Below are 26,183 nucleotides of genomic sequence, written 5' to 3'. Positions count from 1 at the left end.
CTCCTTTAATTCTCCGAACGGCTAAAACATGATACTAACAACTCTATCATACCATCTACTGTGTATTCATTTGGAGTATGATGCTTCAGCCCATATTCGGAAGCGGTAGTCGATGTAATCGGTCCAATACAGACAATGAGACAGTCATTTAATAGCTCTAACCAATTTGGTATGTTTTTCATTGCTTCTACAAACGAATCGACCGTCGATGAGCTAGTAAATGTAACAGCATGAATTTTTCTTTCTTTTAACAATTGAACGAGTTCTTCTTGCTTACTTTCACTTCGAACCGTCTCATACACAATCAAATCTGTGACGTGATAGCCTTCTTTTATTAATCCTTCTCTTATAACAGGACGCGCCAAATTACCTCTTACAAGTAAAACCTTTTCATTTTTATGTACTTCCCTAAGCAATGAATCTAGTAACGCTTCTGCCACAAACTTTTCAGGCATGACCGTTACCTTGACTCCATGCTTTTCTAATTCTTTGGCTGTTTTTTCTCCTACAACCGCCACTTTTAGTTTGTTCAATTCATCTTGTTTTATCTGATAATCCTTTAGCCACTCCATAAAAAACGAAATGCCGTTTTGACTCGTAAAAACAATCCAATCATAGGTATGTAATGTTTGCAGAACCTCTTTTACTTGGCGTCGATTCGTTTTGGCACGCGTAAATGTTAACAACGGAATATGAACCGGTGTCCCACCTAAGTCTTCGATTCTCTTTGAAAATGAATGAGCTTGACGAGAAGCCCTTGTGATTAAAATGTTTTTTAAAAAAAGAGGAGCACGATGACTCATCACTTGTCAAGCTCCTCTTTTACACGGTCAATTAGTTGTTTTCCACCTTGTTCTGTTAATCTTGTAGCCGCTTTATATCCAAGGTCAGTCGGATTGTTACCAGTCAGCTTTTCTTTATAAACGGTTTGTCCATCTGGAGATGCAACTAATGCCGTTAATTCTATTTCTTGTTCATTCACAAAGCGACCATAACCTGCAATTGGTACTTGACAGCCGCCTTCCATTTTATGCAGAAATGCACGTTCAGCCGTTACAGTTGCATTCGTTTTCGCATCATTTAGTCCTTGAAGAAGGCTCAACAAATCTGCGTCATCTTCTCGACATTCAATCGCGAGTGCCCCTTGTCCAACTGCTGGTACACTAAGATCAGCATCCAAATACTGTGTCACCGTATCTTTTGACCAACCCATACGCGCAAGTCCAGCTGCTGCTAAAATGATGGCATCATACTCTTCGTTCTTTAGTTTTTCAAGACGCGTGTCGATGTTTCCACGAATCCATTTGATTTCAATATCAGAACGCTTCGCTAAAAGCTGTGCACTTCTTCGCAAGCTACTTGTACCAATGACAGCACCGCTTGGAAGCTCTTCAAACGTTTGTCCTGTTTTTGAAATTAAGACGTCTCGGTGGTCTTCACGATCTGGAATACAACCGATTGTTAGACCTTCTGGAAGAACGGCCGGCATATCTTTCATGCTATGAACAGCCATATCAATCTCTTTGTTTAACATCGCCTGTTCAATTTCTTTTACAAACAGCCCTTTTCCACCTACTTTAGAGAGCGTAACATCTAAAATTTGATCGCCTTTTGTTACAATTTCCTTCACTTCAAACTCGTAAGGAAGTCCTTGTTTCTTTAATTGATCGATGACCCAGTTTGTTTGTGTTAAAGCTAACTTACTTCGACGAGAGCCGACAATAATTTTCCGCATGATGTGTCCTCCTACTACGAATCCCAAAAGTGAAAGTTTGATAAACTTCCAAATAAGAAAAAGTTAATCAATAATATTAAAAATAAACCAATATTCCAAGTTGCAATGGCTTTTCCTTGTATTCCTTTACGTAAGCGAACATACAAGTACGCACTATAGGCAATCAATACAAAAAATGAGCCTAATACCTTCGTGTCGTACCAGTGGAAATTCACCACTTTAATATAAGCCCAGATTAACCCTAGAATAAGTGATAACAATAAAAGAGGAATACCCATTACAATCAGAACATAAGCCATGTAATCGAGCTTTGTTAAATCTTCAATTCGTAATAGATGTTTTCCCCACTTCTTCTTTTTCAATAAATTGTATTGAACAAGGTATAGAGCTGAAAACACGAATGACACAGAAAAAGCACCATAAGATAGGATTGCCATTGTAATGTGAATAATTAACAGCTCTGATACAACTTGCTCCGCTTCAACTGACGTTGGATATTGCATCGGTGCAAATGTATGAATCGCCATAATAAGAAACCCAAGTACATTCGTAAAAAAGACCATAAAGTCTACACGGAATAATCGGTTAATGACAAGAGAGAGTGTAATTAATACCCACGCATAAAAATAAAGACCTTCAAAAATCGTTAGAATCGGAAATCTTCCGGTTTCAAACATGCGTAAAATTAAAAAAATCGTTTGTAAAGTCCACACAATAGAAAGTAACCAGAAGGCTATTTTGTTAGCTTTCCGGTTATGTTGGACAAAATCAATGAAATATAGTAATACGCTAGCTGCGTATAGAATAACGATGAGTTCATAAATTCTGGTCAACTGAATATCAACCATAAATAGGTCCCCACTTATGATTCATAAGCTACTTTGTAAGCTGATTTAGATTGCTCTTGAACGTGTTGATGGCTTTGATTAGCTGTCACAGCTTCTTCAATATCAAAGATTTTCATAAATAAATCTAGCGATTCTGCTGCATTCGGTTCTCCTGCTAGTTCCTTCACATGCAAAATAGGATCGCGAAGTAATTGGTTAATAATGCTTTTCGTATGCTTATTAAGAACCTTTCTTTCACGTTCTGATAAGCTCGGAAGCTTACGTTCAATACTTTTCATTGTATCAGCTTGAATAGCAAGTGCTTTTTCTCGAAGAGCTGAAATGACAGGAACCACACCTAACGTATTAATCCACCGCTTAAACTCAACGATTTCTACTTCTACCATCATCTCAATTTGTTCCGCTGCTCTTTTACGTTCTTGAAGGTTTGCTTCTACAATTCCTTCTAAATCATCAATATCATATAAAAACACACTATCTAACTCTGCTAACGCTGGATCAAGGTCACGGGGTACAGCGATGTCTACCATAAACAATGGACGTCCTTTTCGCATACGCTCTACGTGAACCATCATATCCTTTGTCACAACAAAATCTTTTGCGCCTGTTGAACTTATCAAAATATCAGCTTCAATTAATGCACATTGAAGTTCTGCTAGTTGCTTTGCTTCACCTGAAAATCGAGTTGCGAGCTGCTGAGCTTTTTCAAATGTACGATTGATAACGGTTACCTTTTTAGCTCCGCTACCATATAAATTCTTTGCTGCTAGCTCTCCCATCTTACCTGCGCCTAAAATTAAGATATTTTTTGACGTTAAGTCTCCAAAAATCTTTTTAGCTAGCTCCACTGCTGCATAGCTAACAGAGACGGCATTTGCGCCAATTTCTGTCTCGTGATGCGCACGCTTTGCTAGGGTAACAGCCTGTTTAAATAATTGATTAAAGACTGTTCCAACCGTTTCTTGTTCTTGAGCAAGCAAAAAGCTAGAACGCACTTGTCCTAGAATCTGTGTTTCACCTAACACCATTGAGTCTAATCCGCATGAAACACGGTATAAATGCTCCATTGCACCATCATCTTCATAGATATTTAAAAATGGTGAAAAATCATTTTTATCTAATTGAAACCACTCTGCTAAAAATGCTTTAATGTAGTAACGACCTGTGTGTAATTGATCAACAACGGCATAAATTTCCGTACGATTGCACGTTGAGATAATGACATTTTCTAGAATGCTTTTTTGATTACTTAAAGCTTTCATAGCAGATGGTAACTCATGTTCATTAAAGCTAAGCTTTTCTCTTATTTCAACAGGGGCTGTTCGATAATTTAAGCCGACTGCTATAATATGCACTTGTTACATACCCCCTATAATCGAAATTTACTCAAATCCCTTTATCTATTATAACATGTTTCCTTACTAGGACTAAAAAAAAAGTTTGAACAGTATTTGACAACCTATGTTAAGATTAATTCTATGAAAAATAAGCATTAGCACATAACTTGCTAAACAACTAAATAGTAGCTATCATTCATTAAGTACGTTATCAAAAAAGCAGTTACACAGCAAGTTTCCTGTTTTTGTCTATCAGGAGGTTACGATGAAGAAACAAGCGATGTTTTTTGGTGTATTGTTAGTAGGATTTGGACTCTTTTTTCTTTTAGCTGAACTAAATGTCGAGATTGCATCCAAGTTACATACGTGGCCAACGGTTATGCTTTTGATTGGGATAGCCCTGCTCGCTCAAGCACGTGCATCTCAAGACCACTCTGGGTTGCTAGCAGGTTATATTCTTTTGACACTTGGTATCCATTTTATCGCTGTCAACGTCTTAACATTTTGGCCTGCTCATACCGGCATGATACCTTTTGTGATCTCTATTAGTTTTCTTCTTAGCTCACGACATTTAAAGTCAGGATTATTACAAGGGATTGTACTGTTACTTGCCGCTTTTACAATGATGTTTTCAGGACGAATAAAGCAATGGACAACTATGGTAGAAGATAACGTTGCTTACTTGGTGAACTTCTGGCCTATTTCATTGCTAATTATTGGCTTATACTTATTATTTTTCAAAAAAAAGTAAACTATGTAAGATTTTCATGTAATGGATACATATTTTATGAACGCTTTCTCTGTTCTTTCTTAAAACATTATTATATAAGAAAAAAGCATTAGGGAAACTCCCCTAATGCTTTTTTCTTACATAAATCTTTGTAGCGCTCCCCACGCTTTATCTTTTCCTTGTCCAGTTTCAGAAGAGAACGTAATAATTTGATCCTCCGGCTGAAGCTGCAGCGTTTCTTTCACTACTTTTACATGTTTTTCCCACTTACCTTTTGGAATTTTATCCGCTTTTGTTGCAATGACTATGACAGGAATATCATAATGCTTTAAAAAGTCATACATCATCACATCATCATTGCTTGGTGGATGGCGTAAATCAACAATAAGCAAAACAGCTTTTAACTGTTCACGGTGGGTAAGATATGTTTCAATCATTTTCCCCCACGCTTCACGCTCTTTTTTTGATACTTTTGCAAATCCGTATCCTGGAACGTCAACAAAATGAATTGATTCATTAATAATGTAAAAATTCAATGTCTGGGTTTTACCTGGTTTAGAAGACGTTCTTGCTAAACTCTTGCGATTAATCATTTTATTAATAAATGACGATTTCCCAACGTTTGAACGACCTGCTAAGGCAAACTCTGGAAAATTTTCCGCTGGATATTGTTCAGGCTTTACGGCACTAATAACAATGTCTGCTTGGGTTACTTTCATTTTTTCTCTCCTACTAACGCATGTTGTAGTACTTCATCTATATGAGATACTAGCACAATTTGAAGTTCTTGTTGAATGATTTCTGGTATATCTTCAATATCTTTTTCATTTTCCCTTGGGATAATGATTTTCGTTAATCCAGCACGATGAGCACTTAACGACTTCTCTTTCAAACCACCAATTGGTAACACGCGACCTCTTAGTGTAATCTCGCCTGTCATTCCAACTTCTTTTCGAATTGGACGATTGGTTAAGGCAGAAATGAGAGCCGTTGCCATCGTAATTCCAGCGGATGGTCCATCTTTTGGCACAGCCCCTTCTGGAACGTGAATATGAATATCATTTTTCTCATGGAATTTTTCATCCACATTCAGCTTTTTGGTATTTGAGCGAATATAGCTGAATGCCGCTTGTGCTGACTCTTTCATGACATCGCCAAGTTTTCCTGTTAACACAAGTCTTCCTTTTCCTGGAGATAAACTAACTTCAATTGCAAGTGTATCTCCGCCTACTGTTGTATAAGCAAGTCCTGTGGCAACACCGATTTGGTCTTCTAATTCCGCTTGACCGTAACGGTATCTTGCTTTTCCTAAAAATTCTTCAATGTTCTTTTCAGTTACAACTACTCGCTTCTTTTGACCTGCGACAATCATACGAGCTGCTTTACGACAAACAGATGCAATCTCACGCTCTAAATTACGCACACCTGCTTCTCTTGTATACAAACGAATGAGAGCCATCATTGCATCATCACGAATTTGCAGATGTGACTTTTGTAATCCATGATTTTTTAATTGCTTTGGAGCTAAATGTCTTTTTGCAATTTCTAGCTTTTCAACTTCTGTGTAGCCAGCAATATGGATAATTTCCATTCGATCACGCAAAGGCCCTGGAATTGTTGCTAAGTTATTTGCCGTTGCAACAAACATTACCTTTGATAAATCATAGGACTCTTCAATGTAATGATCACTAAATGTATGGTTTTGTTCAGGGTCCAAGACTTCTAATAGTGCAGCGGATGGGTCCCCTCTAAAATCATTTGACATTTTATCGATTTCATCTAATAAGAAAACTGGATTAACGGTTCCGGCTTTCTTCATTCCTTGAATAATTCGTCCTGGCATTGCACCTACATACGTTCGGCGATGCCCTCTAATTTCAGATTCATCTCGTACTCCACCTAATGAAATACGAACAAAATGGCGATTTAACGAAGTGGCAATAGATTTAGCTAACGACGTTTTACCTACACCTGGAGGACCAGCTAAGCAAAGAATAGGTCCTTTTAGAGATCTTGTTAACTGTTGAACCGCTAAATATTCTAATACACGGTCTTTCACTTTTTCTAATCCATAGTGCTCATCGTCTAAAATTTTCTCTGCTCGATTGACATCAAGCATATCTTCTGTTTCCTTCGTCCAAGGAATTGATAGTAACCATTCAATGTAGTTGCGAATAACTGAACTTTCGGCTGAGCTTGCTGGTATTTTTTCATATCGTTCAAGCTCTTTTAAAGCAGCTGCCTCTACATTTTCAGGCATGCCAACTTCTTCAATTTTCTCACGAAGAGTGGCTACTTCACCTGTTTTTCCTTCCTTGTCACCAAGCTCTTTTTGGATTGCTTTCATCTGCTCACGCAAATAATATTCCTTTTGCGTGCGCTCCATTGATTTTTTAACCCGTTGACCAATTTTCTTCTCTAATTGCATGACTTCTTTTTCATTGTGAATGTATGCAATGACTTTGTTTAATCGTTCTTTTACATCATTTATTTCAAGAACTTCTTGCTTTTGATTCACTTTAATCGGTAAGTGCGAAGAGACAATATCAGCCAAACGGCCTGGTTCTTCGATATCAGTAACGGTTGAAAATGTTTCAACCGAGATTTTTTTGGATAACTTTATGTATTGCTCAAAATAATCTAAGAGCGTTCGCATCAATGCTTTGTCTTCTAAATCAGCTTCTTCCTCTGTATCATATCCTTCAATTTCTACAGTAAAGAATTCTTCCTCTTCCTCAAATCGGTTAACAACCGCACGCTTCAAACCTTCAACAAGTACACGAATTGTACCGTTTGGTAACTTAAGCATTTGCTTAATTTTTGCTAATGTTCCAACGCTATATAAATCCTCTTCAGCCGGTTCATCAATCGACATATCTTTTTGAGTAACAAGGCAAATAAGATGGTCCTCTACCATCGCTTTCTCTAGGGCTTGTATTGATTTATCACGTCCAACATCTAAATGTAATACCATTGTCGGATAAACGAGTAAACCACGCAGCGGGAGGAGGGGAACGATCATTTTTTCTTTATTCGTCATCTAACGAACACCTCCAATGTTCATCTTGTAAATATGTACAATGTTAAGTCTTTTTACAATTCTATCTTATTTATAAGGACATGTCTAATCATAGTAATTATTTATTATAGCATAGGTCGTATTAAACAGTGCACGGAAAATCGCCCTTTTCCAAAATTGGCTTTGGAACGGAAAAGGACGATTTAATTAAAGTGATTCTGTTTTCGGCAATGTCTTTTTAGCTGTTACATTTACAAGGTGCTCTTCTAGTGCTAAAAAGGCCGTATCAAACACTTCATTTAACTTTTTCACCGCAATGACCTCAATTCCTTTTATGTCATTGACCACCGAACTTAGATTTTCATGAGGAATAACAACTGTTTTTACGCCTGCTTGCTTAGCTGCTTTGATTTTCGGTACTACTCCGCCAATTGGTTTAACATTTCCATGAATACCGATCTCACCAGTCATTGCGACTGTGTGTTTAACAGGTATTTCATAAATAGCTGAGTATATACCTGTTGCCATCGTAATTCCAGCAGATGGTCCGTCAATTGGTACACCACCCGGGAAATTCACATGAATGTCAAATTCGTCTGCTGGAACATTCATTGAACGTAATACGGTAATTACATTCTCAATTGAGCTTCTTGCCATACTTTTTCGACGAACTGATTTACTTCTGTCTCCAATGCTTTCTTCTTCTACAATCCCTGTAATTGTAATACTTCCTTTTTCTTTTGCTTTAATCGCTGTCACTTCAATCTCAAGCAGTGCCCCTGAATTTGGGCCATATACTGCTAAACCATTAACAATACCCACTCCTTCTTTTTCAGGAATTTTGGGCTCATTTCGTGGAGTGAGCTGACTGGAATGAATGACCCACTCAATATCTTCATTTTTTATGTTTGTTCGTTCTTCTGAAATAGCCAATCCAGCAGCAATCTGCATCATATTAACTGCTTCTCGTCCATTTCGTGCATATGTAGAAAGCACTTCAATTCCTTTATCGTGTACATCCATGTTGATTTTACTTGCAGCTTTTTTCGCAATGACTGTAATTTCATCTTTATCAAGCTCTCGAAAAAACACTTCTAAACAACGGGAACGAATTGCTGGTGGAATTTCATTTGGTGTTCTTGTTGTTGCACCAATTAAGCGAAAGTCTGCTGGCAATCCATTTTGAAACATGTCATGAATATGCGAAGGAATTTGTGTATTCTCTTCACTATAATACGCACTTTCCATAAAGACTTTTCGATCTTCCAGTACTTTTAATAACTTATTCATTTGAATAGGATGCAATTCTCCAATTTCATCAATAAATAAAATTCCTCCATGAGCATGTGTAACAGCTCCTTGCTTTGGCTGAGGAATACCAGCTTGTCCCATTGCTCCTGCACCTTGGTAAATTGGATCATGCACAGAACCAATTAATGGATCCGCAATACCTCGTTCATCAAAACGCGCTGTTGTTGCGTCTAACTCTACAAATACAGCACCTGGCTTAAACGGAGACTTTTGATTTTTCTTTGCCTCTTCCAATACTAAGCGAGCAGCGGCTGTCTTTCCTACTCCAGGCGGTCCATAAATAATGACATGTTGAGGATTGGGCCCACATAACGCTGCTTTTAAAGAACGAATGCCATCCTGTTGTCCTACAATATCTTTGAAGCTGACTGGACGTACCTTTTCAGCTAGCGGCTCTGTTAATGAAATGGACCTCAATTTACGGAGCTGTTCCATTTCTTTCCTTGATTCACGATCAATGGACACTTTTTGGGTGCGCTGATTACGAAGTAAGTTCCAAAAATATAATCCAATTATGATCCCGAAAAAAAGTTGTATAATTAAAGCGATGTTCATCCAATTCATAAAGAACCTCCTGCACTCTAGTGATAAGATAATTATTTGTTATTATCTCCCTGCAAGACTCGTAATAAACATCCGTCATCGTGATTTCTCGTTTCGTTCGGTTGTAAAAACTAACATGTATAATTCTTCAAAAAAACAAAAACAGCCTGTAAGCAAAGGATGCTTAAGGCTGTTTCTTTTATGCAGACGTTTTGCTGCCTTCTTCAATTGTTGATCCATCTTGTAACACTAGCTTTGGTGGTGCTTGATCACGTACCGTTTCAGCCGTAATAATACATTTTACAATGTCATCACGTGATGGAAGGTCGAACATAACATCAAGCATAATTCCTTCAATAATTGAACGTAAACCACGTGCTCCTGTCTTACGCTCAATTGCTTTTTTCGAAATTTCTGCTAGTGCACCTTGTTCAAACTCGAGTTCTACATTGTCAAGCTCTAGCATCTTTTGATACTGCTTCACTAATGCATTTTTCGGTTTTGTTAAAATTTCAATTAACGCATCTTCATCTAATTGCTCAAGATTTGCAATGACTGGTAAACGCCCAATAAATTCAGGAATTAAACCAAACTTCAATAAATCTTCAGGCAATACTTTTGAAAGAAGCTCTTTGTCGTTAATATCCTCTTTTTTCGCTTCTGAACCGAAACCAATGACCTTTTTACCTAAGCGGCGCTTAATAATTGGCTCAATTCCATCAAAGGCACCACCACAAATGAATAAAATGTTAGTAGTGTCAATTTGAATAAATTCTTGATGTGGATGTTTTCTTCCACCTTGTGGCGGAACACTCGCAACCGTTCCTTCAAGAATTTTTAGTAACGCTTGCTGTACCCCTTCACCCGATACGTCACGAGTAATTGAAGGATTTTCAGACTTACGTGCTACTTTATCGATTTCGTCGATGTAAATGATTCCTTTTTCAGCTTTCTCTACATCATAGTCAGCAGCTTGAATTAATTTAAGTAAGATGTTTTCAACATCTTCTCCTACATAACCTGCTTCTGTTAAAGATGTAGCATCAGCAATTGCAAAAGGTACATTTAGAATACGTGCTAGCGTTTGAGCTAATAACGTTTTACCACTACCCGTTGGCCCAATCATCGCAATGTTACTTTTTGATAGTTCAACATCGTCAATTTTGCTATTTGAATTGATGCGCTTGTAATGATTATATACAGCAACAGACAATGCTTTTTTAGCAGCGTCTTGACCAATCACGTATTCATTCAAGATTTCACGGATTTCTTTTGGCTTAGGTACATCTTTGAACTCAACTTCTTCTTCTGTACCTAATTCCTCTTCAACGATTTCCGTACAAAGTTCAATACATTCGTCACAAATGTAAACGCCTGGGCCTGCTACTAGTTTGCGGACTTGATCTTGTGTTTTACCGCAAAACGAACACTTAAGTTGCCCTTTTTCATCGTTAAATTTAAACATACTTTCACCCCTTGTAGTATTTACTAAAATGCTTAAACTAAAGTCCCACCCAGTGTAAAAGCCAATCGTATAACGGCTAATTTGTCTGTAGGTAAAAAGCGGCTTATATTTTCATATTTCTGTACATTTCCCTATAGATGAAAATATTTGTATTGCATTTTACCATACATCGTAAAGAATAGATACTAAAAACGCTTATGTATAAATCCTCACCTTTTAGAATGTGAGGGCGATGCTGCTATTATGTAGTGTTATCTTTATTGGCTCTATTCATAACATTGGATGGTAAACAACAGTTCACAAAAGGCAGCCTCATTATGTAGTTACTATGATATGAAAGTTCTAGATTGTATAAAACAAGGCACGATCACGTCGCGCCTTGTTCCTTATTAATTATATTATGCAACAGTTTTGCTGTTCTCTACAAGAAATTCAACTGCTTTGCGAATCTTCATATCTTCTTTGATGCCTTCAAGACTGCCAAGCATTTGTTTTAAGTTTTCGACAGGTGTGTTATACATTCCTGCCATATTTTCTAATTCTTTTTCCACATCTTCTTCTGTTACTTCAAGATTTTCAGCTTGTGCGATTGCTTCTAACGTTAAGTTCATTTTCACACGTTTTTCAGCATCTGGACGCATTTGGTCACGAAGAGCTTTTTCATCTTGACCTGAGAATTGGAAGTATAACTCAAGGTTTAAACCTTGCATTTGTAAGCGTTGCTCGAACTCTTGCATCATGCGATCCATTTCTGTATCGAACATTGCTGCTGGAATTTCTACTTCTGCATTTTCAGTCGCTTTTTCTACTAGTGCGTCACGAAGAGCTGCATCAGCTTCACGTGTCTTTTCACTTTGTAGTGTTTCTTTTGTTTTTGCTTTTAATGCATCAAGTGTTTCTACTTCTTCGTCTACATCTTTTGCAAACTCGTCATCTAAAGCAGGAAGTTCTTTTGTTTTTACTTCGTGAACTTTCACTTTAAATGTAGCAACTTTACCAGCTAAGTTCTCAGCGTGGTACTCTTCTGGGAATGTTACTTCTACTTCTTTCTCAGTACCAACAGCTTCACCTACTAATTGCTCTTCAAATCCTGGAATGAATGTACCAGAACCGATTTCTAATGAGTAGTTTTCGCCTTTTCCGCCTTCGAATGCTTCGCCATCAACGAAACCTTCGAAGTCGATTACAGCTGTGTCACCATTTTCGATTTTACCTTCTTCTTTTACAACTAACTCAGCATGACGCTCTTGAAGCTTCGTTAATTCTGCTTGTACGTCTTCGTCTGTTACAGTTGCATCCATTTTCTCAGCTTCTAAGTTTTTGTATTCACCTAATTTTACTTCAGGCTTTACAGTCACTTTCGCAGTGAAAACAAGCGTTTGACCTCTTTCGATTGTTTCGATATCGATTTCTGGACGATCAACCGGTTGAATACCAGTTTCTTCAACAGCTTTGCTGTACGCTTCTGGTAATACGATATCTAATGCATCTTGGTATAAAGATTCAACACCGAAACGCTTTTCGAACATTGCACGTGGCATTTTCCCTTTACGGAAGCCAGGTACGTTCACCTTTGTTACAACCTTTTTAAACGCTTTATCTAAAGCTTCATCAAATTGAGCCGCTTCAACTTCAACTGTTAAAACGCCTTGATTGCCTTCTTGTTTTTCCCACTTAGCAGACATGTATGTTTCCCTCCAAAATCATTTTAAATAGTTGCCTCTACTAACTATGGTAGTAGGGCTAGTAGTGTAAACAGATAATGAAAATGCTTGTACGTGTCAAACAAATCATTCTCTATCTAATTTCCTACTTTTAAGAATATGTAGGAATAGAATATAAAATTAATGGCTTACCTTGGTAGGTAAAGTGCATTTTACAACCACTATATTATACCATACAATACTAACGTTTCAACTAAACAAGTCATTTTACAAAAAAGAAATTTCTTCAAGTTCTTGAATGTCTGACACAAGTTGCTTTAAAGATGAAAGGTTAACATCGTATAAATCTCCAATCGTTTCTACTTCAATCTCCTCTCCTTGTAGATGAAGAGAAATATAATGAATACTAGCCGTTAATAGATTTTCGTCTTGTTGGATTGGTAAAAACGGAAATAAAAGAAACAAATGGCGGTGCCATAACTCAATCGCAACCTCTAGTAGCATTGGATTATCTTGTTCAAGTCTTTCTTTCAATTTATTTTCCACTTTAATAGCTAGAGGATAAGGCATCATTTCATTTAAATGAATAGGATTCACCTTTATACTCCGATCAAATTTACAAACTTGTAGATCAACGTCTACTTTTTCTTCCATTAACGTTTTAACAGCTAGCGTTTTGATGATTGGATGAATGGTTTTATGTACGAGCAACTCTTTTAGAAGGACTAGATGTTTTTCAAGTCGAACATGCTTTAGGGACTGTATCATCTCCATTTGCTTATGGATATCATTTTCAGCCACTAATGTTTGAAGTTGATTAAGTTGCTCTGCTTCGTCCTGTTCATCGGGTATCTCTTCTTCATGGATACGTGCTTTACAGAATTGCAGCAAGCGATAGAACTGCTCTGCATGTTCAGCAGGTAGCTGCTCTTCTTGTATAACAGCTTCAAGCATTTTATATCCTTCTTCATATTCACCTAACTGAATTAAAATCATTAAGTGAACTTGTAAATTATGATAATAGTCACCTACATCTTCTTGCAGCATCTTGTGACTATACGTTTTTGCTTCTTCTAACTCATGTAACTCAAAGTGACAAATGACCATCCCCAACAACGCTTCCGCATTTAATTCATCAAGCTCGTACGCTTGAGAGAATAAAGGTAAGGCTTCATGAAACTTTTTTTGCTGCATGTATTCTGTCGCTTTTTCAATTAAACGCACCTTCAAGTTAGGAAAAGCTACGACTTTTTTAGCATTTCTTTTATCCATCATGTTCCCCGCTTCGCCATGCATTTGCTTTACAGTTTAGCAAGTTGTTTTACGAAACACAAGAAATGACCAAAAGAAGAGGATATCCCAAAAAGTAAAACTGTACCTTTTGAGATATCCATATATCTTCTTTCTACTATCATTCACTATCCGACTAAACGAATTGCGTTACCTTCTTCTCATATTCATCAATGTCTTGAACAAACGAAAGTGTATAGCCTATTTCATCCCAGCCATTTAATAGCATATTTTTAAAATGGCCATTTATATCAAATGTACGACTAAAACCTTTCCCGTCTTTAATGCTTTGCTCATATAGATTAATAGTACATTCATAGTAAGGGCTTTTCGCTTCTTCTAATAAATATTCTACATCTTCAAGTGGCAAAGAGATGGGTAACATCCCATTTTTCAAACAATTTTGTTTAAAAATATCAGCAAACGACGGCGCAATAACAACTTGAAATCCATAATCAAGTAAAGACCACGGTGCATGTTCCCTTGAAGAACCACATCCAAAGTTTTCGTTTGCAACCAAGATTGTAGCTCCTTGATTTTCAGGTGCATTTAGCTCAAATGATTCATTTAATGAGCCATCTGCTTTGTAGCGCCAGTCATAAAATAAAAATTGACCAAACCCCGTTCGCTCAATTCGTTTTAAAAATTGCTTTGGGATGATCTGATCGGTATCTACATTCGCACGATCTAATCCTGCTACTTTTCCTTTATGAATCGTAAAAGCATTCATGAGAAGACCTCCTTATACAACGACTTCTTCTTGTATTTTTCTCACATCGACAAAGTGCCCATAAATGGCAGCGGCCGCAGCCATAACTGGGCTAACCAAGTGGGTTCTAGCCCCTTTTCCTTGTCTACCTTCAAAGTTACGATTAGACGTGGATGCACAATGCTCTCCTTCTGGAACTAAATCAGAGTTCATGCCAAGGCACATGCTACATCCAGAATCGCGCCACTCGAATCCAGCTTCTATAAAAACAGCAGCTAATCCTTCTTCTTCCGCGAGACGTTTGACACGCTGTGACCCAGGAACTATAATTGCTCGAACGTTTGATGAAACGTTTTTCCCTTTAATAAATTGAGCCACATCACGTAAATCAGATAAGCGAGAATTTGTACAGGACCCAATGAACACATGTTGAATTGGAATTGACTCAATTGGCATTCCTGGCTGTAGTCCCATATAGTCTAATGCTCTTGTTAATGACTTTTTCTCTGCCTCCGATTTACATTCTTCCAAACTCGGTACTGTTTTCGTGACATAAGAGCTCATCGCTGGATTTGTTCCCCATGTAACCACTGGCTCAATCTGAGATGCATCGAGCTCAATGGTTGCATCGTACGTCGCTCCTTCATCGGTTGCGAGTTGTCGCCATTGCTCTACCGCTTGGTCAAATGCTTCGTCTTTTGGCACATATTGTCGCCCTTTCATATATTCAAACGTCACATCATCAGGGCTAATTAATCCGGCTTTAGCACCTGCTTCAATTGACATATTGCAAACGGTCATTCTCTCTTCCATTGACATACTACGAATGCATTCACCTGTAAATTCAATCACAAATCCTGTACCAAAATGAACGCCATATTTTTGAATAATCGCTAATACAACATCTTTTGCATACACACCTTTTTGCTTTTTACCATTTACTTTCACTTGAAGTGTACGTGGCCGTGCTTGCCAAAGCGTTTGTGTTGCTAGTACATGTTCCACTTCACTTGTCCCAATACCGAACGCTAACGCTCCAAACGCACCGTGCGTTGATGTATGACTATCTCCACAAACGATGGTTTTGCCTGGTTGCGTTAAGCCAAGCTCAGGACCAATGACGTGAACAATTCCCTGCTCTTCGCTATTTAAATCTAATAGCTCTACTCCAAACTCTTCGCAGTTTGTTGACAGTTTATCCACTTGTTTTTTCGCAATGGGATCTTCAATCGTAAAACGATTAACCGTTGGAATGTTATGATCCATCGTAGCAAATGTTAGGTCCGGACGTCTTATTCGTCTATTTGCTACTCGTAAGCCTTCAAATGCTTGGGGCGATGTAACTTCGTGAATCAGATGAAGGTCAATATATAATAAATCAGGCTTTCCCTCTTCTTTTTTTACCACGTGCTGATCCCATACTTTTTCAATAATTGTTTTTGGCTTCACATAGATCCTCCTCTCATTCTATGAAAAAGGGGCTGACTCACCGATGCTACTTCCTTCTCTTACTAACATAGAAGAAAGTGTCACAGTATACTTTGAGTCAGCTCCTTTAAATGGTTTAACTATAGGCTGTCATAATATTTGAGATTGCTGCATCATCCACAATTGTGTCGATAATCTCTTCAATCATTTTTGTTGTCGAAAGATATGATTGACCAGGTTTCGCTAAATCCGCTGTTCGGAAGCCTGCGCTTAACACTTGTTCAACAGCTTGCTCAACATGCTTTGCTTCTTCTTCTAACTGAAACGAATAGCGTAGCATCATGGCAACTGATAGGATAGCGGCAATTGGATTAGCTTTATCTGTTCCAGCAATGTCAGGTGCAGATCCATGAATCGGTTCGTATAAAGACGGACCTTCTAACGATAAACTAGCCGATGGCAACATACCTAGTGAGCCTGTTAGCATAGAAGCTTCATCACTTAAAATGTCACCAAACATATTTTCCGTTACAACCACATCAAAATGCTTAGGGTTTTGAATAAGCTTCATCGCTGCTGCATCAACAAGCATATGCTCTAAAGCTACGTCGGGATAATCCTTCGCTATTTCTTCTGCCACTTCGCGCCACATTCGACTCGACTCTAATACATTTGCCTTATCAACTGATGTCACGCGCTTGTTTCGAATGGAAGCAATGTCAAATGCTGTTTTAATAATTCGCTTCATTTCATGTCGCTTATAAAATAACGTATCTACAACAGATTCTTCGCCGTTATGTTGTGCACGTTCACTTGGCTTGCCAAAGTACAAACCGCCTGTTAGTTCACGTACAATGATAAAATCTACATTTTCAATGTATTCTCTTTTTAATGGAGAAGAATCTACTAAGCTCTCATAAAAGGAAACAGGTCGTAAATTCGCATATACATCCAACTCTTTACGTAGCCCTAGCAAACCTTTTTCTGGTCTCATATGAGGAGGCAATGAATCCCACTTTGGTCCACCTACGGCACCTAGTAATACAGCATCTGCTTTCCCACACATTTGCTTCGTACTAGATGGTAGAGGTGTGCCTTCTTGATCAATGGCTCCTCCACCAATTAAGCCGTATACAAATTCAAATTGATGATTAAAGCATTGACCGACCGCCTTTAACACTTCGACAGCACCCTTTGTTACTTCTTTACCAATACCGTCTCCTGGTAGCACCGCAATCGTCTTTTTCATGAACCTCTCTCCTTTCACTAATTGAGCAGAATGGCTTACATCACTTCTTGTTTTGATCGATGTTGCTGAATGGCGAACAAACGATTAATTGCATGAATATACGCTTTTGCTGAAGACTCTAACACATCAAATGCGACACCACGTCCACTTGCTTCAAAGCCTTCACTTTCTACTTTCACATAGACTTCAGCTAACGCATCTGGTCCCCCATTAATCGATTGCAAGCGGTAATCAAGCAGCTTTACATTCGTATCAAGACATCGTTCTAATGTATTGTAAATCGCTTCGACACTACCTGATCCAGTAGCTGCTTCTTGAACCATTTCCCCGTCATATCTTTTTAATGTAATTGTAGCAGTTGGAATGTTCGTCATACCATATTGAACCTGTAGCGTTTCCAGCTTATAGAATTCATCACTATTTACTTGTTTTTGCAAGACAAGTGCAAATAAATCATCATCCGTAATATCTTTCTTCTTATCTGCTAAATCCTTGAATTTCGCAAACAATGAATTCACCTGTTCATCCGGTAATACAAACCCTAATTCCACTAAACGATTTCGGAACGCATGACGTCCAGAATGTTTACCAAGAACAATCGGATTTTGGTTAACACCTACAAGTTCTGGTGAAATGATTTCGTAAGTTGTCGGCTCTTTCAATACGCCATCTTGATGAATACCTGATTCATGAGCAAATGCATTTTTACCTACAATCGCTTTGTTTGGGGCAATGGTCATTCCCGTCAGCTTGCTCACTAAATCACTTGTTCGTTTAATTTCAGAAAGAACCATGTTCGTTTCAGCTTCATAAAAGTCTTTACGAATATGAAGGGCAACAGCAATCTCTTCTAATGAAGCATTCCCTGCTCTCTCTCCAATCCCATTCACGGTTCCTTCAATTTGTGTAGCCCCATGTTGAATGGCAGCTAGTGAGTTCGCAACAGCTAACCCTAAATCATCATGACAGTGAGCTGATAAAGCAACACGATCAATATTCGGAACAGTCTCCCTTAAATAAGAGAAAATCGCTCCATAATCTTTAGGTGTTGTATAACCAACCGTATCTGGGATGTTAATAACATCTGCTCCTGCTTTTACAACCTCATCTACAATTCTTGCAAGAAAAGGCAAGTCACTTCGGCATGCATCTTCAGCGGACCATTGTACAATGGGAAAGCGTTCCTTTGCATATTTCACCATCTTAACAGCCGTTTCAACAACCTCGTCGGGAGTCATTTGTAATTTATAGTTCATATGAATTGGTGAAGTTGCGATGAATACATGCAATCTTGGCTCTGCACTATTTTTCAACGCCTCCCACGCAATATCGATATCTTTTGTAACAGACCTTGCTAGGCCTGTTACAGAAGAATCTTTTACAATAGAAGCAATTTCTTTTACTGATTGAAAATCACCTTTTGATGCCGCTGGGAATCCAGCCTCGATAATATCGATACCTAGTCGTTCGAGCTGCTTTGCTATTTCTAGCTTTTCTTGAAAGTTTAAATTCACCCCAGGTGACTGTTCACCGTCTCTCAGCGTCGTATCAAAAAAGTTAATTTTTCGCACTCGCGCCCACCGCTTCTTTCTTTTCTTTTTTAACAAATGGCATCATTTCGCGTAGCTCTGCGCCTACTTTTTCAATTAAATGTTCGTTTTCACGATTGTTTACTGCATTAAACACTGGTCGATTTGCTTGGTTTTCTAAGATCCAACTCTTTGCAAATTCACCTGTTTGAATATCTTCAAGTACCTTTTTCATTTCCTCTTTTACGCGACCATCTACTACTCTCGGTCCAGAAGTGAAGTCACCCCACTGTGCTGTATCAGAGATTGAGTAGCGCATACCTGCAAGGCCACCTTCATACATAAGGTCTACGATTAGTTTTAATTCATGTAAACACTCAAAATATGCAACTTCTGGCTGATAACCAGCTTCTACTAATGTTTCAAATCCTGCTTTTACAAGTGATGTTAAACCACCACATAATACAGCTTGCTCCCCGAACAGATCCGTTTCTGTTTCTTCTTTAAATGTTGTTTCAAGCACTCCTGCTCTTGCCGATCCAATTGCTTTTGCATAAGCAAGTGCCACATCTTTTGCTTCACCCGTCACATCTTGGTAGATAGCAAACAAGGCTGGAACACCTGCACCCTCTTCATATGTTCTTCTTACAAGATGACCAGGGCCTTTTGGCGCTACAAGGAATACATCTACATATTGAGGCGGAACAATTTGGCTAAAGTGAACATTAAATCCATGTGCAAATACAAGCGACTTACCTGGTTTTAATCCTGGCTCAATTTCTTCTTTGTATACTTTTGGTTGAAGTTCATCTGGTAGCAGGATCATGACTACATCTGCTTGTTCAACAGCTTCTTGTACAGCGACAACGTTAAAACCGTCTTTTTCTGCTTGTGTCCATGATTTACCTTGACGAAGGCCTACTACTACGTCTACACCGCTATCACGTAAGTTTTGTGCATGTGCATGACCTTGTGAACCGTAACCTACGATTGCTACCTTTTTACCTGCTAATACTTGATCGTTTGCATCTCCGTTATAATATACTTTTACCATATCTAATCTCTCCCTTTTTCACTATTCTGTATATTTCCATTAAATAATTGCTTACTTTTACAAGATTGATGATAATTTTTGAGCTGAGAGCTGTTTTTGCTTACCTCTTGGGAAGGCAATCGTTCCTGTTCGAACGATCTCTTTTAACCCATATGGCTGCAATAAATCAATAATGGCTTCTATCTTATTTGTTTCACCTGTTACCTGAATAATGATGCTTTCTCTACTCACATCAATAATGGTAGCGCGGAATGGTTCAATGAGTGAGTACACTTCATTTCGAGTAGCTGGTGCAGAGGTCACTTTTATTAACGCTAACTCTCTAGCTACAACTTCTTGATCTGTAATGTCTTGCACTTTTAATACGTCAATTTGCTTATTCAGTTGTTTAATCACTTGCTCAGCTGACTTCTCGTCTTCTACATTCACCACAAACGTCATTCGCGATACACCGTCTGCTTCGGTATGACCAACTGAAATGCTTTCAATATTGTAATGACGCTTTGTAAACAATCCTGTAATACGATTTAATACACCAGCTCGGTTATTTACGGTTGCCGTAATGATGCGTTTCATGGCTTCACCCCCACCATCTCATGCAATCCTTTTCCAGGTGCGACCATTGGATACACATTTTCTTTTGGTGCTACATAAAAGTTTAGAAGAACAGGTTCATTTGTAGCAAATGCCTCTTTTAACACTTCATTTGCTTCTTTTTCATTTGAAGCTTGTAACCCTTTTATTCCATAAGCGTCAGCTAGCTTTATAAAGTCTGGTTGATTTGGAATTAAAGAATAAGAATATCGTTCTTCATAAAAGATTTCTTGCCACTGACGAACCATCCCTAATGATTGGTTATTTAAGACCACAATTTTTATTGGAAGGTTTAATTCTCGAATGACGGATAGTTCTTGAAGCGTCATTTGAAAGCCACCATCTCCTACCACTGCTACAACCGTTGAATTCTTCTCAGCTAATTGCGCTCCAATTGCTGCAGGAAGACCAAAGCCCATTGTTCCTAATCCACCGGATGTTACCCATTTATTTGGGTTGTTAAATTTATAGTATTGAGCAACCCACATTTGATGTTGACCTACATCTGTTGTCACAATGGCTTCACCATGTGAGTAATGATGAATCAGTTCAATCAATTGCTGTGGCTTTAACACATCTTCTGAATGCTCATACCATAGAGGATATTCTCTTTGCCAGTCCTCTAACTTCTCATGCCATTTCGTATAATCTCCTGTTTTACTTTCTTGCAGAAGTAATTGTGTTAATACTTCTTTTGCATCGCCTACGATTGGAATTTGAGTTGGCACATTCTTTCCAATCTCTGCAGGATCAATGTCGACGTGGGCAATCTTTGCGTTAGGAGCAAAGTGCTTTAGGTTTCCAGTTACTCGGTCATCAAATCGTGCTCCAATGCTAATTAAGAGATCACATTCATAAATAGCCATATTTGCCGTATATGTCCCATGCATACCGGCCATTCCAAGATTTAAAGGATGATGAGCTGGAAAATTTCCAAGACCTAAAAGCGTATTAATAACAGGAATATTTTGTCTCTCTGCGTATTGTTTTAATTCATTAGAAGCTTTTCCAAGCAATACACCAGCCCCTGCTAAAATGACAGGTTTCTTTGCTTGCTCGACAGCTTCTGTTAATTTCTTTACTTGAAGTAAATTCGGAACATAAGTTGGCTGATAACCAGGCAAATGAACCTCCTGATCATAACGGAACGTTCCTTCACCAGCTGCCATGTCTTTTGGAATATCAATGAGAACTGGACCTGGTCGACCCGTTGTTGCAATATGAAACGCCTCTTTGATAATAGTTGGTAAGTCATCTACATTTCGAACTTGATAGCTATGTTTTGTAATCGGCATCGTTACTCCAAGAATATCTGCTTCTTGGAAAGCATCTGATCCGATTACACTTGAAGCTACCTGACCTGTAAATACAACCAATGGGAGTGAATCAATCATTGCATCTGCTAAACCTGTTACGATGTTTGTAGCTCCAGGTCCACTTGTGGCAATGACAACACCAGGCTTTCCTGAGATTCTTGCATATCCTTCAGCTGCATGTATACCTCCTTGTTCATGACGAGTTAACACATGAAACATCCCCGAATGGTAGAGCTTATCGTAAATGGGTAAAACAGCTCCTCCTGGATAACCAAAAATCACTTCAACATGTTCTTTTTTCAATGATTCAATGAGCATTTCAGCTCCACTCATTTGAGTTTGTACGCTTACTAGCTCCTTCATCTGCATGTTGGCTCCCACTTTATACTCCCATCCTTTCTATTAATTAATTTTATAAAAAATAAAAACCTCCCCACCCCTAATCAGACCTAGTTATTTTTAGGTCAAAGGGGCGAAAAGGTTGTGACTTCCCGCGGTACCACCCTCATTTGTAATCATACGATTACCTTAAGAATGCGTGATGCATTCGTTTTAATAACGAGTGTTTTGGAATAAACACCCGGCCAATCCTACTTCATTCAGATTGACACTCCAAGGCGAGTTCGGCTTAAGGAGGTAACATCGGCTTCCAGCAACCCGACTCTCTGTAGATACCTGATTCCTTAAGATTACTTATCCTTTTCATCGCTTTTTCTTATGAAAGTTTTAGCTTACGTTTGTGTTTTCATGGACTTGATATACTTTCACGCCATCCGCTACTACTTTTTCGCGGAATGCTTCTAGTAACCTATTTGTGTGTTCACCTGGAATACCTTTTCCAATTAATCGACCATCTACTTTTACAACCGCAATGACTTCAGCCGCAGTGCCTGTTAAAAACACCTCATCAGCTGTGTAAACATCATGTCGTGTAAATGGTTCTTCTTTTACTTCATAACCTAATTCTTTCGCTACATCCATAATGGCGTTGCGAGTAATGCCTTCTAATGCTCCAACATATGTTGGAGGCGTGTATAATATGCCTTTTTTCAAAATGAATACATTGTCAGCTGATCCTTCTGCTACATACCCTTGGTCATTTAACATCAAGGCTTCGCTAACATTCGCTAGGCGAGCTTCAATTTTGACTAGTACATTATTTAAATAGTTTAAAGATTTTACTTTTGGGCTCAATACGTCAGGACGATTTCGTCTAGTTGGGACTGTGACAATTTCTAATCCTGTTTCGTATAGCTCTCTTGGAAAGATGGAGAGCGGCTCTGCAATAATCACAATTTGTGGTTCAGGACAATTGAATGGATCTAATCCCAAATCACCAGGTCCACGAGAAACAACAACACGAATATAGGCACTTTCAAGATTGTTTTTCTTTACAGTGTCGACAATGAGCTGCGTCATTTCTTCGGGTGTTTGTTTAATGTTTAACAAAATAGAATGAGCAGAATGATATAAGCGCTCAATATGCTCTTCTAATCGAAACACATTTCCACTGTATACTCGAATCCCTTCAAATACACCATCACCATACAAAAACCCATGATCATACACTGAGATTTTTGCATCCTCTTTTCGTACAAACTCATCTTTTAAGTAAATCCATTGTTCTCTCAAACCATGACACCCTTCCTTCTAATACTCAGAAGTTTCCTCCTACTGAACTGTTCTTTATTTTCGTTTCTGGTGTAGGAAATAAAGAAAAGAGTCAACTTTTATATTTAGTTAAAATTTTTAGAAAACTTATATTTGAGGACTATCTTACGCCCATTTATAAAAGGCGTCAACCGTTTTTTTAGTAAATTTTCTTAATTTTCAATTAAAAGGACACAATTGTATACGTTTACATGATTGGTATAATAGGCTTACAAATTCCTTGTAATTTTTTTGTGTAAACATTTGTCTTTTTAGAGAGGACACGAAACTTTTAACTAAACTTTCTCTTTTTCTACATCTTTTTTATCCATGGAATGAGAGGTTATATTCGCATAAATATTCAAATTGATCCTTTTTACATTGAATAAGCACAACAAAAAACCGTTTACTTGTTAACAAGTAAACGGTTGTATGTACGATAAATGGCGTCCCAGGAGAGATTCGAACTCCCGACCGACGGCTTAGAAGGCCGTTGCTCTATCCTGCTGAGCTACTGGGACAAAATATTAAATTGTATCAAAGACAAGATTTATTATATGTAATATTGAGCATAAAGTCAATACTATTTTTCATTTTTTTAAACCGTGATAAAAGCAATACGAAAAACCGTTGTACAGAAAGGATGATAAGCACGAAAGAGCATCCTTTCTGTAGACAACAACTTATTACCTGCCAAATGTCTGACTCATTGATTGCATAACCGTACCATTTACTTCATAAAAATGTACAACTATGTTATTTCCATTTGTTTCTAGTATAGCATATGTAGGCTCTTTACGCATACGAGGTAGTAAAATGCTTCCAGGGTTAATAAACAATGTACCGTCAATCATCTCGGCTCCCGCTACATGAGAATGCCCAAAGCAAACAACATCTGCTTCTGTTTCATCCGCTTTATAATGAAGGTTCATCAATGACATTTTGACATTATATAAATGACCATGCGTGACCAAGAAACGCAGCTCTCCAATTTGCTCCAAGCGATCGTTGATGTAATGTTTATCATAGTCACAGTTCCCTCTCACCGATAAAAAGTTAGCCATTTCATTGGAATCGCTTGACAGTTCAGAGTCTCCACAATGAATCATTGCATGAACTTCTTGCTGATGACGTTCTTTAATAGCTAAAAGCTCCTGCTCTAATCCATGGCTATCACTTACAATGAGTACTTTCATAAAGAAGCCACCTCTCTTACATTCGTTCATTTAGTAAAGGTACTAATTTCTCTAACGCTTTCGCACGATGACTAATCATGTTCTTTTGCTCTTTCGGTAACTCAGCCATCGTTTTATCTAATTCATTCACAAAAAAGATCGGGTCATATCCGAAGCCACCCTCTCCTCGCTTCGCTTCTAGAATCGTACCTTCACACGTACCTTCTACAACAGCTGTTTCTTCATTTGGAATGGCAATGGCTAATGCACAATGAAACCTCGCTGTACGCTTTTCATGTGAAACGCCTTCTAACTTGTTCAATACTTTTTGAATGTTTGCTTCGTTATCTTTCTCAATTCCTGCATAGCGAGCTGAATAAACACCCGGTTCTCCGTTAAGAGCATCAATTGCCAATCCAGAATCATCAGCAATAACGATTTTATTTAATAATTGTGAAACCGCTTCTGCTTTGATGGTTGCATTTTCAACGAATGTTGTACCCGTCTCTTCAATGTCTTCAATATGAGGAAAATCCAGCAGTGACTTTACTACAACTCCTTGTGAACTAAAAAGAGCTTCAAATTCTTTTACTTTCCCACTATTTTGCGTAGCAATAATCAATTCTTTCATTTCTCTTCACGACCCTTATTTGAAGTTGGGATAGATGCAGCTAACTCTCCAAGTGCTTCTTTTTGCTGATTAATCAAAGCATCGATACCTGTTTCAGCTAAATCAAGCATCGCATTAAGCTGTTTTCGAGAAAAAGTTGCTTCTTCTCCCGTACCTTGTAACTCAACAAACTGACCATCACCTGTCATTACAACATTCATGTCCACCTCGGCTGATGAATCTTCAATGTAATTGAGATCTAAAATTTCACCTACTTCACTATGAATGCCGACAGATGTCGCAGCTAAATAATTTGTAACAGGCATGCTTTGAAGCTTTTTGCCTTGCATTAACTTCCCAAAAGCCAACACCATGGCAACATACGCACCTGTAATAGAAGCCGTTCGGGTACCTCCATCTGCTTGGATAACATCACAATCAATCCAGATTGTTTTCTCTCCCACTTTCTCCAAATCCACTACTGAGCGTAGAGCTCGTCCAATTAAACGTTGTATTTCCATCGTTCTTCCTGTTACTTTACCTTTTGTCGATTCACGTATATTACGTTGCTCTGTTGCGCGAGGAAGCATAGAATATTCAGCTGTAATCCAACCTTTTCCTTGTCCTCTCATAAACGGTGGCACTCGATCATCAATACTTGCCGTACAAATAACCTTTGTTTCACCTACTGTAATTAGTACTGATCCTTCTGGATGTGTTAAATAATTTGTTTGAATCGTTACGGGTCTTAATTCGTTCGACTTTCTTCCGTCAACACGCACACAAACTCCTCCTTCACTTATTGTCAATTGGTTTTCATGCATAAATATGTATAAAGTGAATACTTAATTAGCGATCATTCATTTTATATACTAACTAACTCTATCACTTAAAAACAGGAAAGAGGTCGCTTAAAGAAGCAGACCC

At 38.2% G+C, this 26,183-nt stretch carries 22 protein-coding genes, 1 tRNA gene and 1 other annotated feature; of the genes, 1 reads left to right on the top strand and 22 read right to left on the bottom strand.

Annotated features, from left to right (window positions below; all coding sequences use genetic code 11):
* Positions 1 to 5: 5 nt before the first annotated feature.
* Genes JOC83_RS00825 through hemA form a run of 4 tightly spaced genes read right to left on the bottom strand, consistent with a single transcriptional unit; the run spans position 6 to position 3,938 of the window.
* On the bottom strand, positions 6 to 803 hold the full coding sequence (locus JOC83_RS00825; RefSeq protein WP_205182594.1) for a uroporphyrinogen-III synthase: 798 nt from the start codon (positions 801 to 803) through the stop codon (positions 6 to 8).
* Complete coding sequence (hemC, locus tag JOC83_RS00820; protein ID WP_205182592.1) at positions 803 to 1,735, bottom strand: hydroxymethylbilane synthase; 933 nt, start codon at positions 1,733 to 1,735, stop codon at positions 803 to 805. The genes JOC83_RS00825 and hemC overlap by 1 nt, the downstream gene beginning before the upstream one ends.
* A 14-nt stretch (positions 1,736 to 1,749) precedes the next feature.
* Positions 1,750 to 2,583: a cytochrome C assembly family protein gene (locus JOC83_RS00815; protein ID WP_205182590.1), complete on the bottom strand. Its 834-nt coding sequence runs from the start codon at positions 2,581 to 2,583 to the stop codon at positions 1,750 to 1,752.
* 14 nt (positions 2,584 to 2,597) lie between these two features.
* Complete coding sequence (gene hemA / locus JOC83_RS00810) at positions 2,598 to 3,938, bottom strand: glutamyl-tRNA reductase (protein WP_205182585.1); 1,341 nt, start codon at positions 3,936 to 3,938, stop codon at positions 2,598 to 2,600.
* Between the two features lie 247 nt (positions 3,939 to 4,185).
* On the opposite strand from hemA, the gene JOC83_RS00805 reads away from it, so the two are divergent.
* Positions 4,186 to 4,671, top strand: a complete 486-nt coding sequence (locus JOC83_RS00805; RefSeq protein WP_205182583.1) for a LiaF transmembrane domain-containing protein — start codon at positions 4,186 to 4,188, stop codon at positions 4,669 to 4,671.
* 116 nt (positions 4,672 to 4,787) lie between these two features.
* Here JOC83_RS00805 and yihA read toward each other — a convergent pair whose 3' ends face one another.
* The 18 genes from yihA to rph form a co-directional block, all read right to left on the bottom strand.
* Positions 4,788 to 5,369 carry a ribosome biogenesis GTP-binding protein YihA/YsxC gene (gene yihA / locus JOC83_RS00800; protein WP_205182581.1) on the bottom strand — a complete coding sequence of 194 codons (582 nt, stop codon included), beginning with the start codon at positions 5,367 to 5,369 and terminating at the stop codon, positions 4,788 to 4,790.
* Positions 5,366 to 7,690, bottom strand: coding sequence for an endopeptidase La (lon, locus tag JOC83_RS00795; protein WP_205182579.1), 2,325 nt, complete (start codon positions 7,688 to 7,690; stop codon positions 5,366 to 5,368). The genes yihA and lon overlap by 4 nt, the downstream gene beginning before the upstream one ends.
* A gap of 186 nt (positions 7,691 to 7,876) precedes the next feature.
* Complete coding sequence (gene lonB / locus JOC83_RS00790) at positions 7,877 to 9,544, bottom strand: ATP-dependent protease LonB (RefSeq protein ID WP_205182577.1); 1,668 nt, start codon at positions 9,542 to 9,544, stop codon at positions 7,877 to 7,879.
* Between the two features lie 178 nt (positions 9,545 to 9,722).
* Positions 9,723 to 10,988, bottom strand: a complete 1,266-nt coding sequence (gene clpX / locus JOC83_RS00785) for an ATP-dependent protease ATP-binding subunit ClpX (RefSeq protein WP_205182575.1) — start codon at positions 10,986 to 10,988, stop codon at positions 9,723 to 9,725.
* Positions 10,989 to 11,386: 398 nt separating this feature from the next.
* A complete protein-coding gene (gene tig / locus JOC83_RS00780; protein WP_205182573.1) occupies positions 11,387 to 12,673 on the bottom strand; it encodes a trigger factor in 1,287 nt (428 codons plus the stop codon).
* A 246-nt stretch (positions 12,674 to 12,919) separates the two neighbouring features.
* The gene (locus JOC83_RS00775; RefSeq protein WP_205182571.1) at positions 12,920 to 13,924 is read right to left on the bottom strand and encodes a tetratricopeptide repeat protein; all 1,005 of its coding nucleotides are present in this window, start codon (positions 13,922 to 13,924) and stop codon (positions 12,920 to 12,922) included.
* A 154-nt stretch (positions 13,925 to 14,078) separates the two neighbouring features.
* Complete coding sequence (gene leuD, locus JOC83_RS00770; RefSeq protein WP_205182569.1) at positions 14,079 to 14,672, bottom strand: 3-isopropylmalate dehydratase small subunit; 594 nt, start codon at positions 14,670 to 14,672, stop codon at positions 14,079 to 14,081.
* Positions 14,673 to 14,684: 12 nt separating this feature from the next.
* Positions 14,685 to 16,100, bottom strand: coding sequence for a 3-isopropylmalate dehydratase large subunit (leuC, locus tag JOC83_RS00765; protein WP_205182568.1), 1,416 nt, complete (start codon positions 16,098 to 16,100; stop codon positions 14,685 to 14,687).
* 115 nt (positions 16,101 to 16,215) lie between these two features.
* Complete coding sequence (gene leuB / locus JOC83_RS00760; RefSeq protein WP_205182567.1) at positions 16,216 to 17,328, bottom strand: 3-isopropylmalate dehydrogenase; 1,113 nt, start codon at positions 17,326 to 17,328, stop codon at positions 16,216 to 16,218.
* A gap of 35 nt (positions 17,329 to 17,363) precedes the next feature.
* A complete protein-coding gene (locus JOC83_RS00755; protein WP_338038856.1) occupies positions 17,364 to 18,899 on the bottom strand; it encodes a 2-isopropylmalate synthase in 1,536 nt (511 codons plus the stop codon).
* Complete coding sequence (gene ilvC, locus JOC83_RS00750; RefSeq protein ID WP_205182565.1) at positions 18,886 to 19,911, bottom strand: ketol-acid reductoisomerase; 1,026 nt, start codon at positions 19,909 to 19,911, stop codon at positions 18,886 to 18,888. The genes JOC83_RS00755 and ilvC overlap by 14 nt, the downstream gene beginning before the upstream one ends.
* 57 nt (positions 19,912 to 19,968) lie before the next feature.
* Positions 19,969 to 20,487: an acetolactate synthase small subunit gene (gene ilvN, locus JOC83_RS00745; RefSeq protein WP_205182564.1), complete on the bottom strand. Its 519-nt coding sequence runs from the start codon at positions 20,485 to 20,487 to the stop codon at positions 19,969 to 19,971.
* Positions 20,484 to 22,202 carry an acetolactate synthase large subunit gene (gene ilvB / locus JOC83_RS00740; protein WP_338038855.1) on the bottom strand — a complete coding sequence of 573 codons (1,719 nt, stop codon included), beginning with the start codon at positions 22,200 to 22,202 and terminating at the stop codon, positions 20,484 to 20,486. Before ilvB ends, ilvN begins: the two co-directional genes overlap by 4 nt.
* A gap of 84 nt (positions 22,203 to 22,286) precedes the next feature.
* Positions 22,287 to 22,536: a binding site (T-box leader), on the bottom strand.
* Between the two features lie 11 nt (positions 22,537 to 22,547).
* Positions 22,548 to 23,453, bottom strand: a complete 906-nt coding sequence (gene ilvE / locus JOC83_RS00735) for a branched-chain-amino-acid transaminase (protein WP_205182559.1) — start codon at positions 23,451 to 23,453, stop codon at positions 22,548 to 22,550.
* 462 nt (positions 23,454 to 23,915) lie between these two features.
* A tRNA-Arg gene (locus tag JOC83_RS00730) sits at positions 23,916 to 23,992 on the bottom strand.
* Positions 23,993 to 24,157: 165 nt separating this feature from the next.
* Positions 24,158 to 24,667, bottom strand: coding sequence for a metallophosphoesterase (locus tag JOC83_RS00725; RefSeq protein WP_205182558.1), 510 nt, complete (start codon positions 24,665 to 24,667; stop codon positions 24,158 to 24,160).
* Between the two features lie 16 nt (positions 24,668 to 24,683).
* Positions 24,684 to 25,277, bottom strand: coding sequence for an XTP/dITP diphosphatase (locus JOC83_RS00720; protein ID WP_205182557.1), 594 nt, complete (start codon positions 25,275 to 25,277; stop codon positions 24,684 to 24,686).
* Entirely contained in the window at positions 25,274 to 26,038 is a 765-nt protein-coding gene (rph, locus tag JOC83_RS00715) for a ribonuclease PH (protein ID WP_205182555.1), read from the bottom strand. Before rph ends, JOC83_RS00720 begins: the two co-directional genes overlap by 4 nt.
* Positions 26,039 to 26,183: the final 145 nt, after the last annotated feature.

It is taken from the genome of Priestia iocasae, assembly GCF_016909075.1.
GTDB classification, from domain to species: Bacteria; Bacillota; Bacilli; order Bacillales; family Bacillaceae_H; genus Priestia; species Priestia iocasae.
The sequence above is the reverse complement of the archived record's forward strand: the minus strand, read 5'-3'. Positions and strand labels throughout refer to the sequence as shown.

Bases quoted from the DNA above. Each gene is read 5' to 3' on its own strand.
- JOC83_RS00825 (WP_205182594.1), bottom strand. From the start codon at position 803: ATGAGTCATCGTGCTCCTCTTTTTTTAAAAAACATTTTAATCACAAGG.
- hemC (WP_205182592.1), bottom strand. From the start codon at position 1,735: ATGCGGAAAATTATTGTCGGCTCTCGTCGAAGTAAGTTAGCTTTAACA.
- JOC83_RS00815 (WP_205182590.1), bottom strand. From the start codon at position 2,583: ATGGTTGATATTCAGTTGACCAGAATTTATGAACTCATCGTTATTCTA.
- JOC83_RS00805 (WP_205182583.1), top strand. From the start codon at position 4,186: ATGAAGAAACAAGCGATGTTTTTTGGTGTATTGTTAGTAGGATTTGGA.
- yihA (WP_205182581.1), bottom strand. From the start codon at position 5,369: ATGAAAGTAACCCAAGCAGACATTGTTATTAGTGCCGTAAAGCCTGAA.
- lon (WP_205182579.1), bottom strand. From the start codon at position 7,690: ATGACGAATAAAGAAAAAATGATCGTTCCCCTCCTCCCGCTGCGTGGT.
- lonB (WP_205182577.1), bottom strand. From the start codon at position 9,544: ATGAATTGGATGAACATCGCTTTAATTATACAACTTTTTTTCGGGATC.
- clpX (WP_205182575.1), bottom strand. From the start codon at position 10,988: ATGTTTAAATTTAACGATGAAAAAGGGCAACTTAAGTGTTCGTTTTGC.
- tig (WP_205182573.1), bottom strand. From the start codon at position 12,673: ATGTCTGCTAAGTGGGAAAAACAAGAAGGCAATCAAGGCGTTTTAACA.
- JOC83_RS00775 (WP_205182571.1), bottom strand. From the start codon at position 13,924: ATGGATAAAAGAAATGCTAAAAAAGTCGTAGCTTTTCCTAACTTGAAG.
- leuD (WP_205182569.1), bottom strand. From the start codon at position 14,672: ATGAATGCTTTTACGATTCATAAAGGAAAAGTAGCAGGATTAGATCGT.
- leuB (WP_205182567.1), bottom strand. From the start codon at position 17,328: ATGAAAAAGACGATTGCGGTGCTACCAGGAGACGGTATTGGTAAAGAA.
- ilvC (WP_205182565.1), bottom strand. From the start codon at position 19,911: ATGGTAAAAGTATATTATAACGGAGATGCAAACGATCAAGTATTAGCA.
- ilvN (WP_205182564.1), bottom strand. From the start codon at position 20,487: ATGAAACGCATCATTACGGCAACCGTAAATAACCGAGCTGGTGTATTA.
- JOC83_RS00725 (WP_205182558.1), bottom strand. From the start codon at position 24,667: ATGAAAGTACTCATTGTAAGTGATAGCCATGGATTAGAGCAGGAGCTT.
- JOC83_RS00720 (WP_205182557.1), bottom strand. From the start codon at position 25,277: ATGAAAGAATTGATTATTGCTACGCAAAATAGTGGGAAAGTAAAAGAA.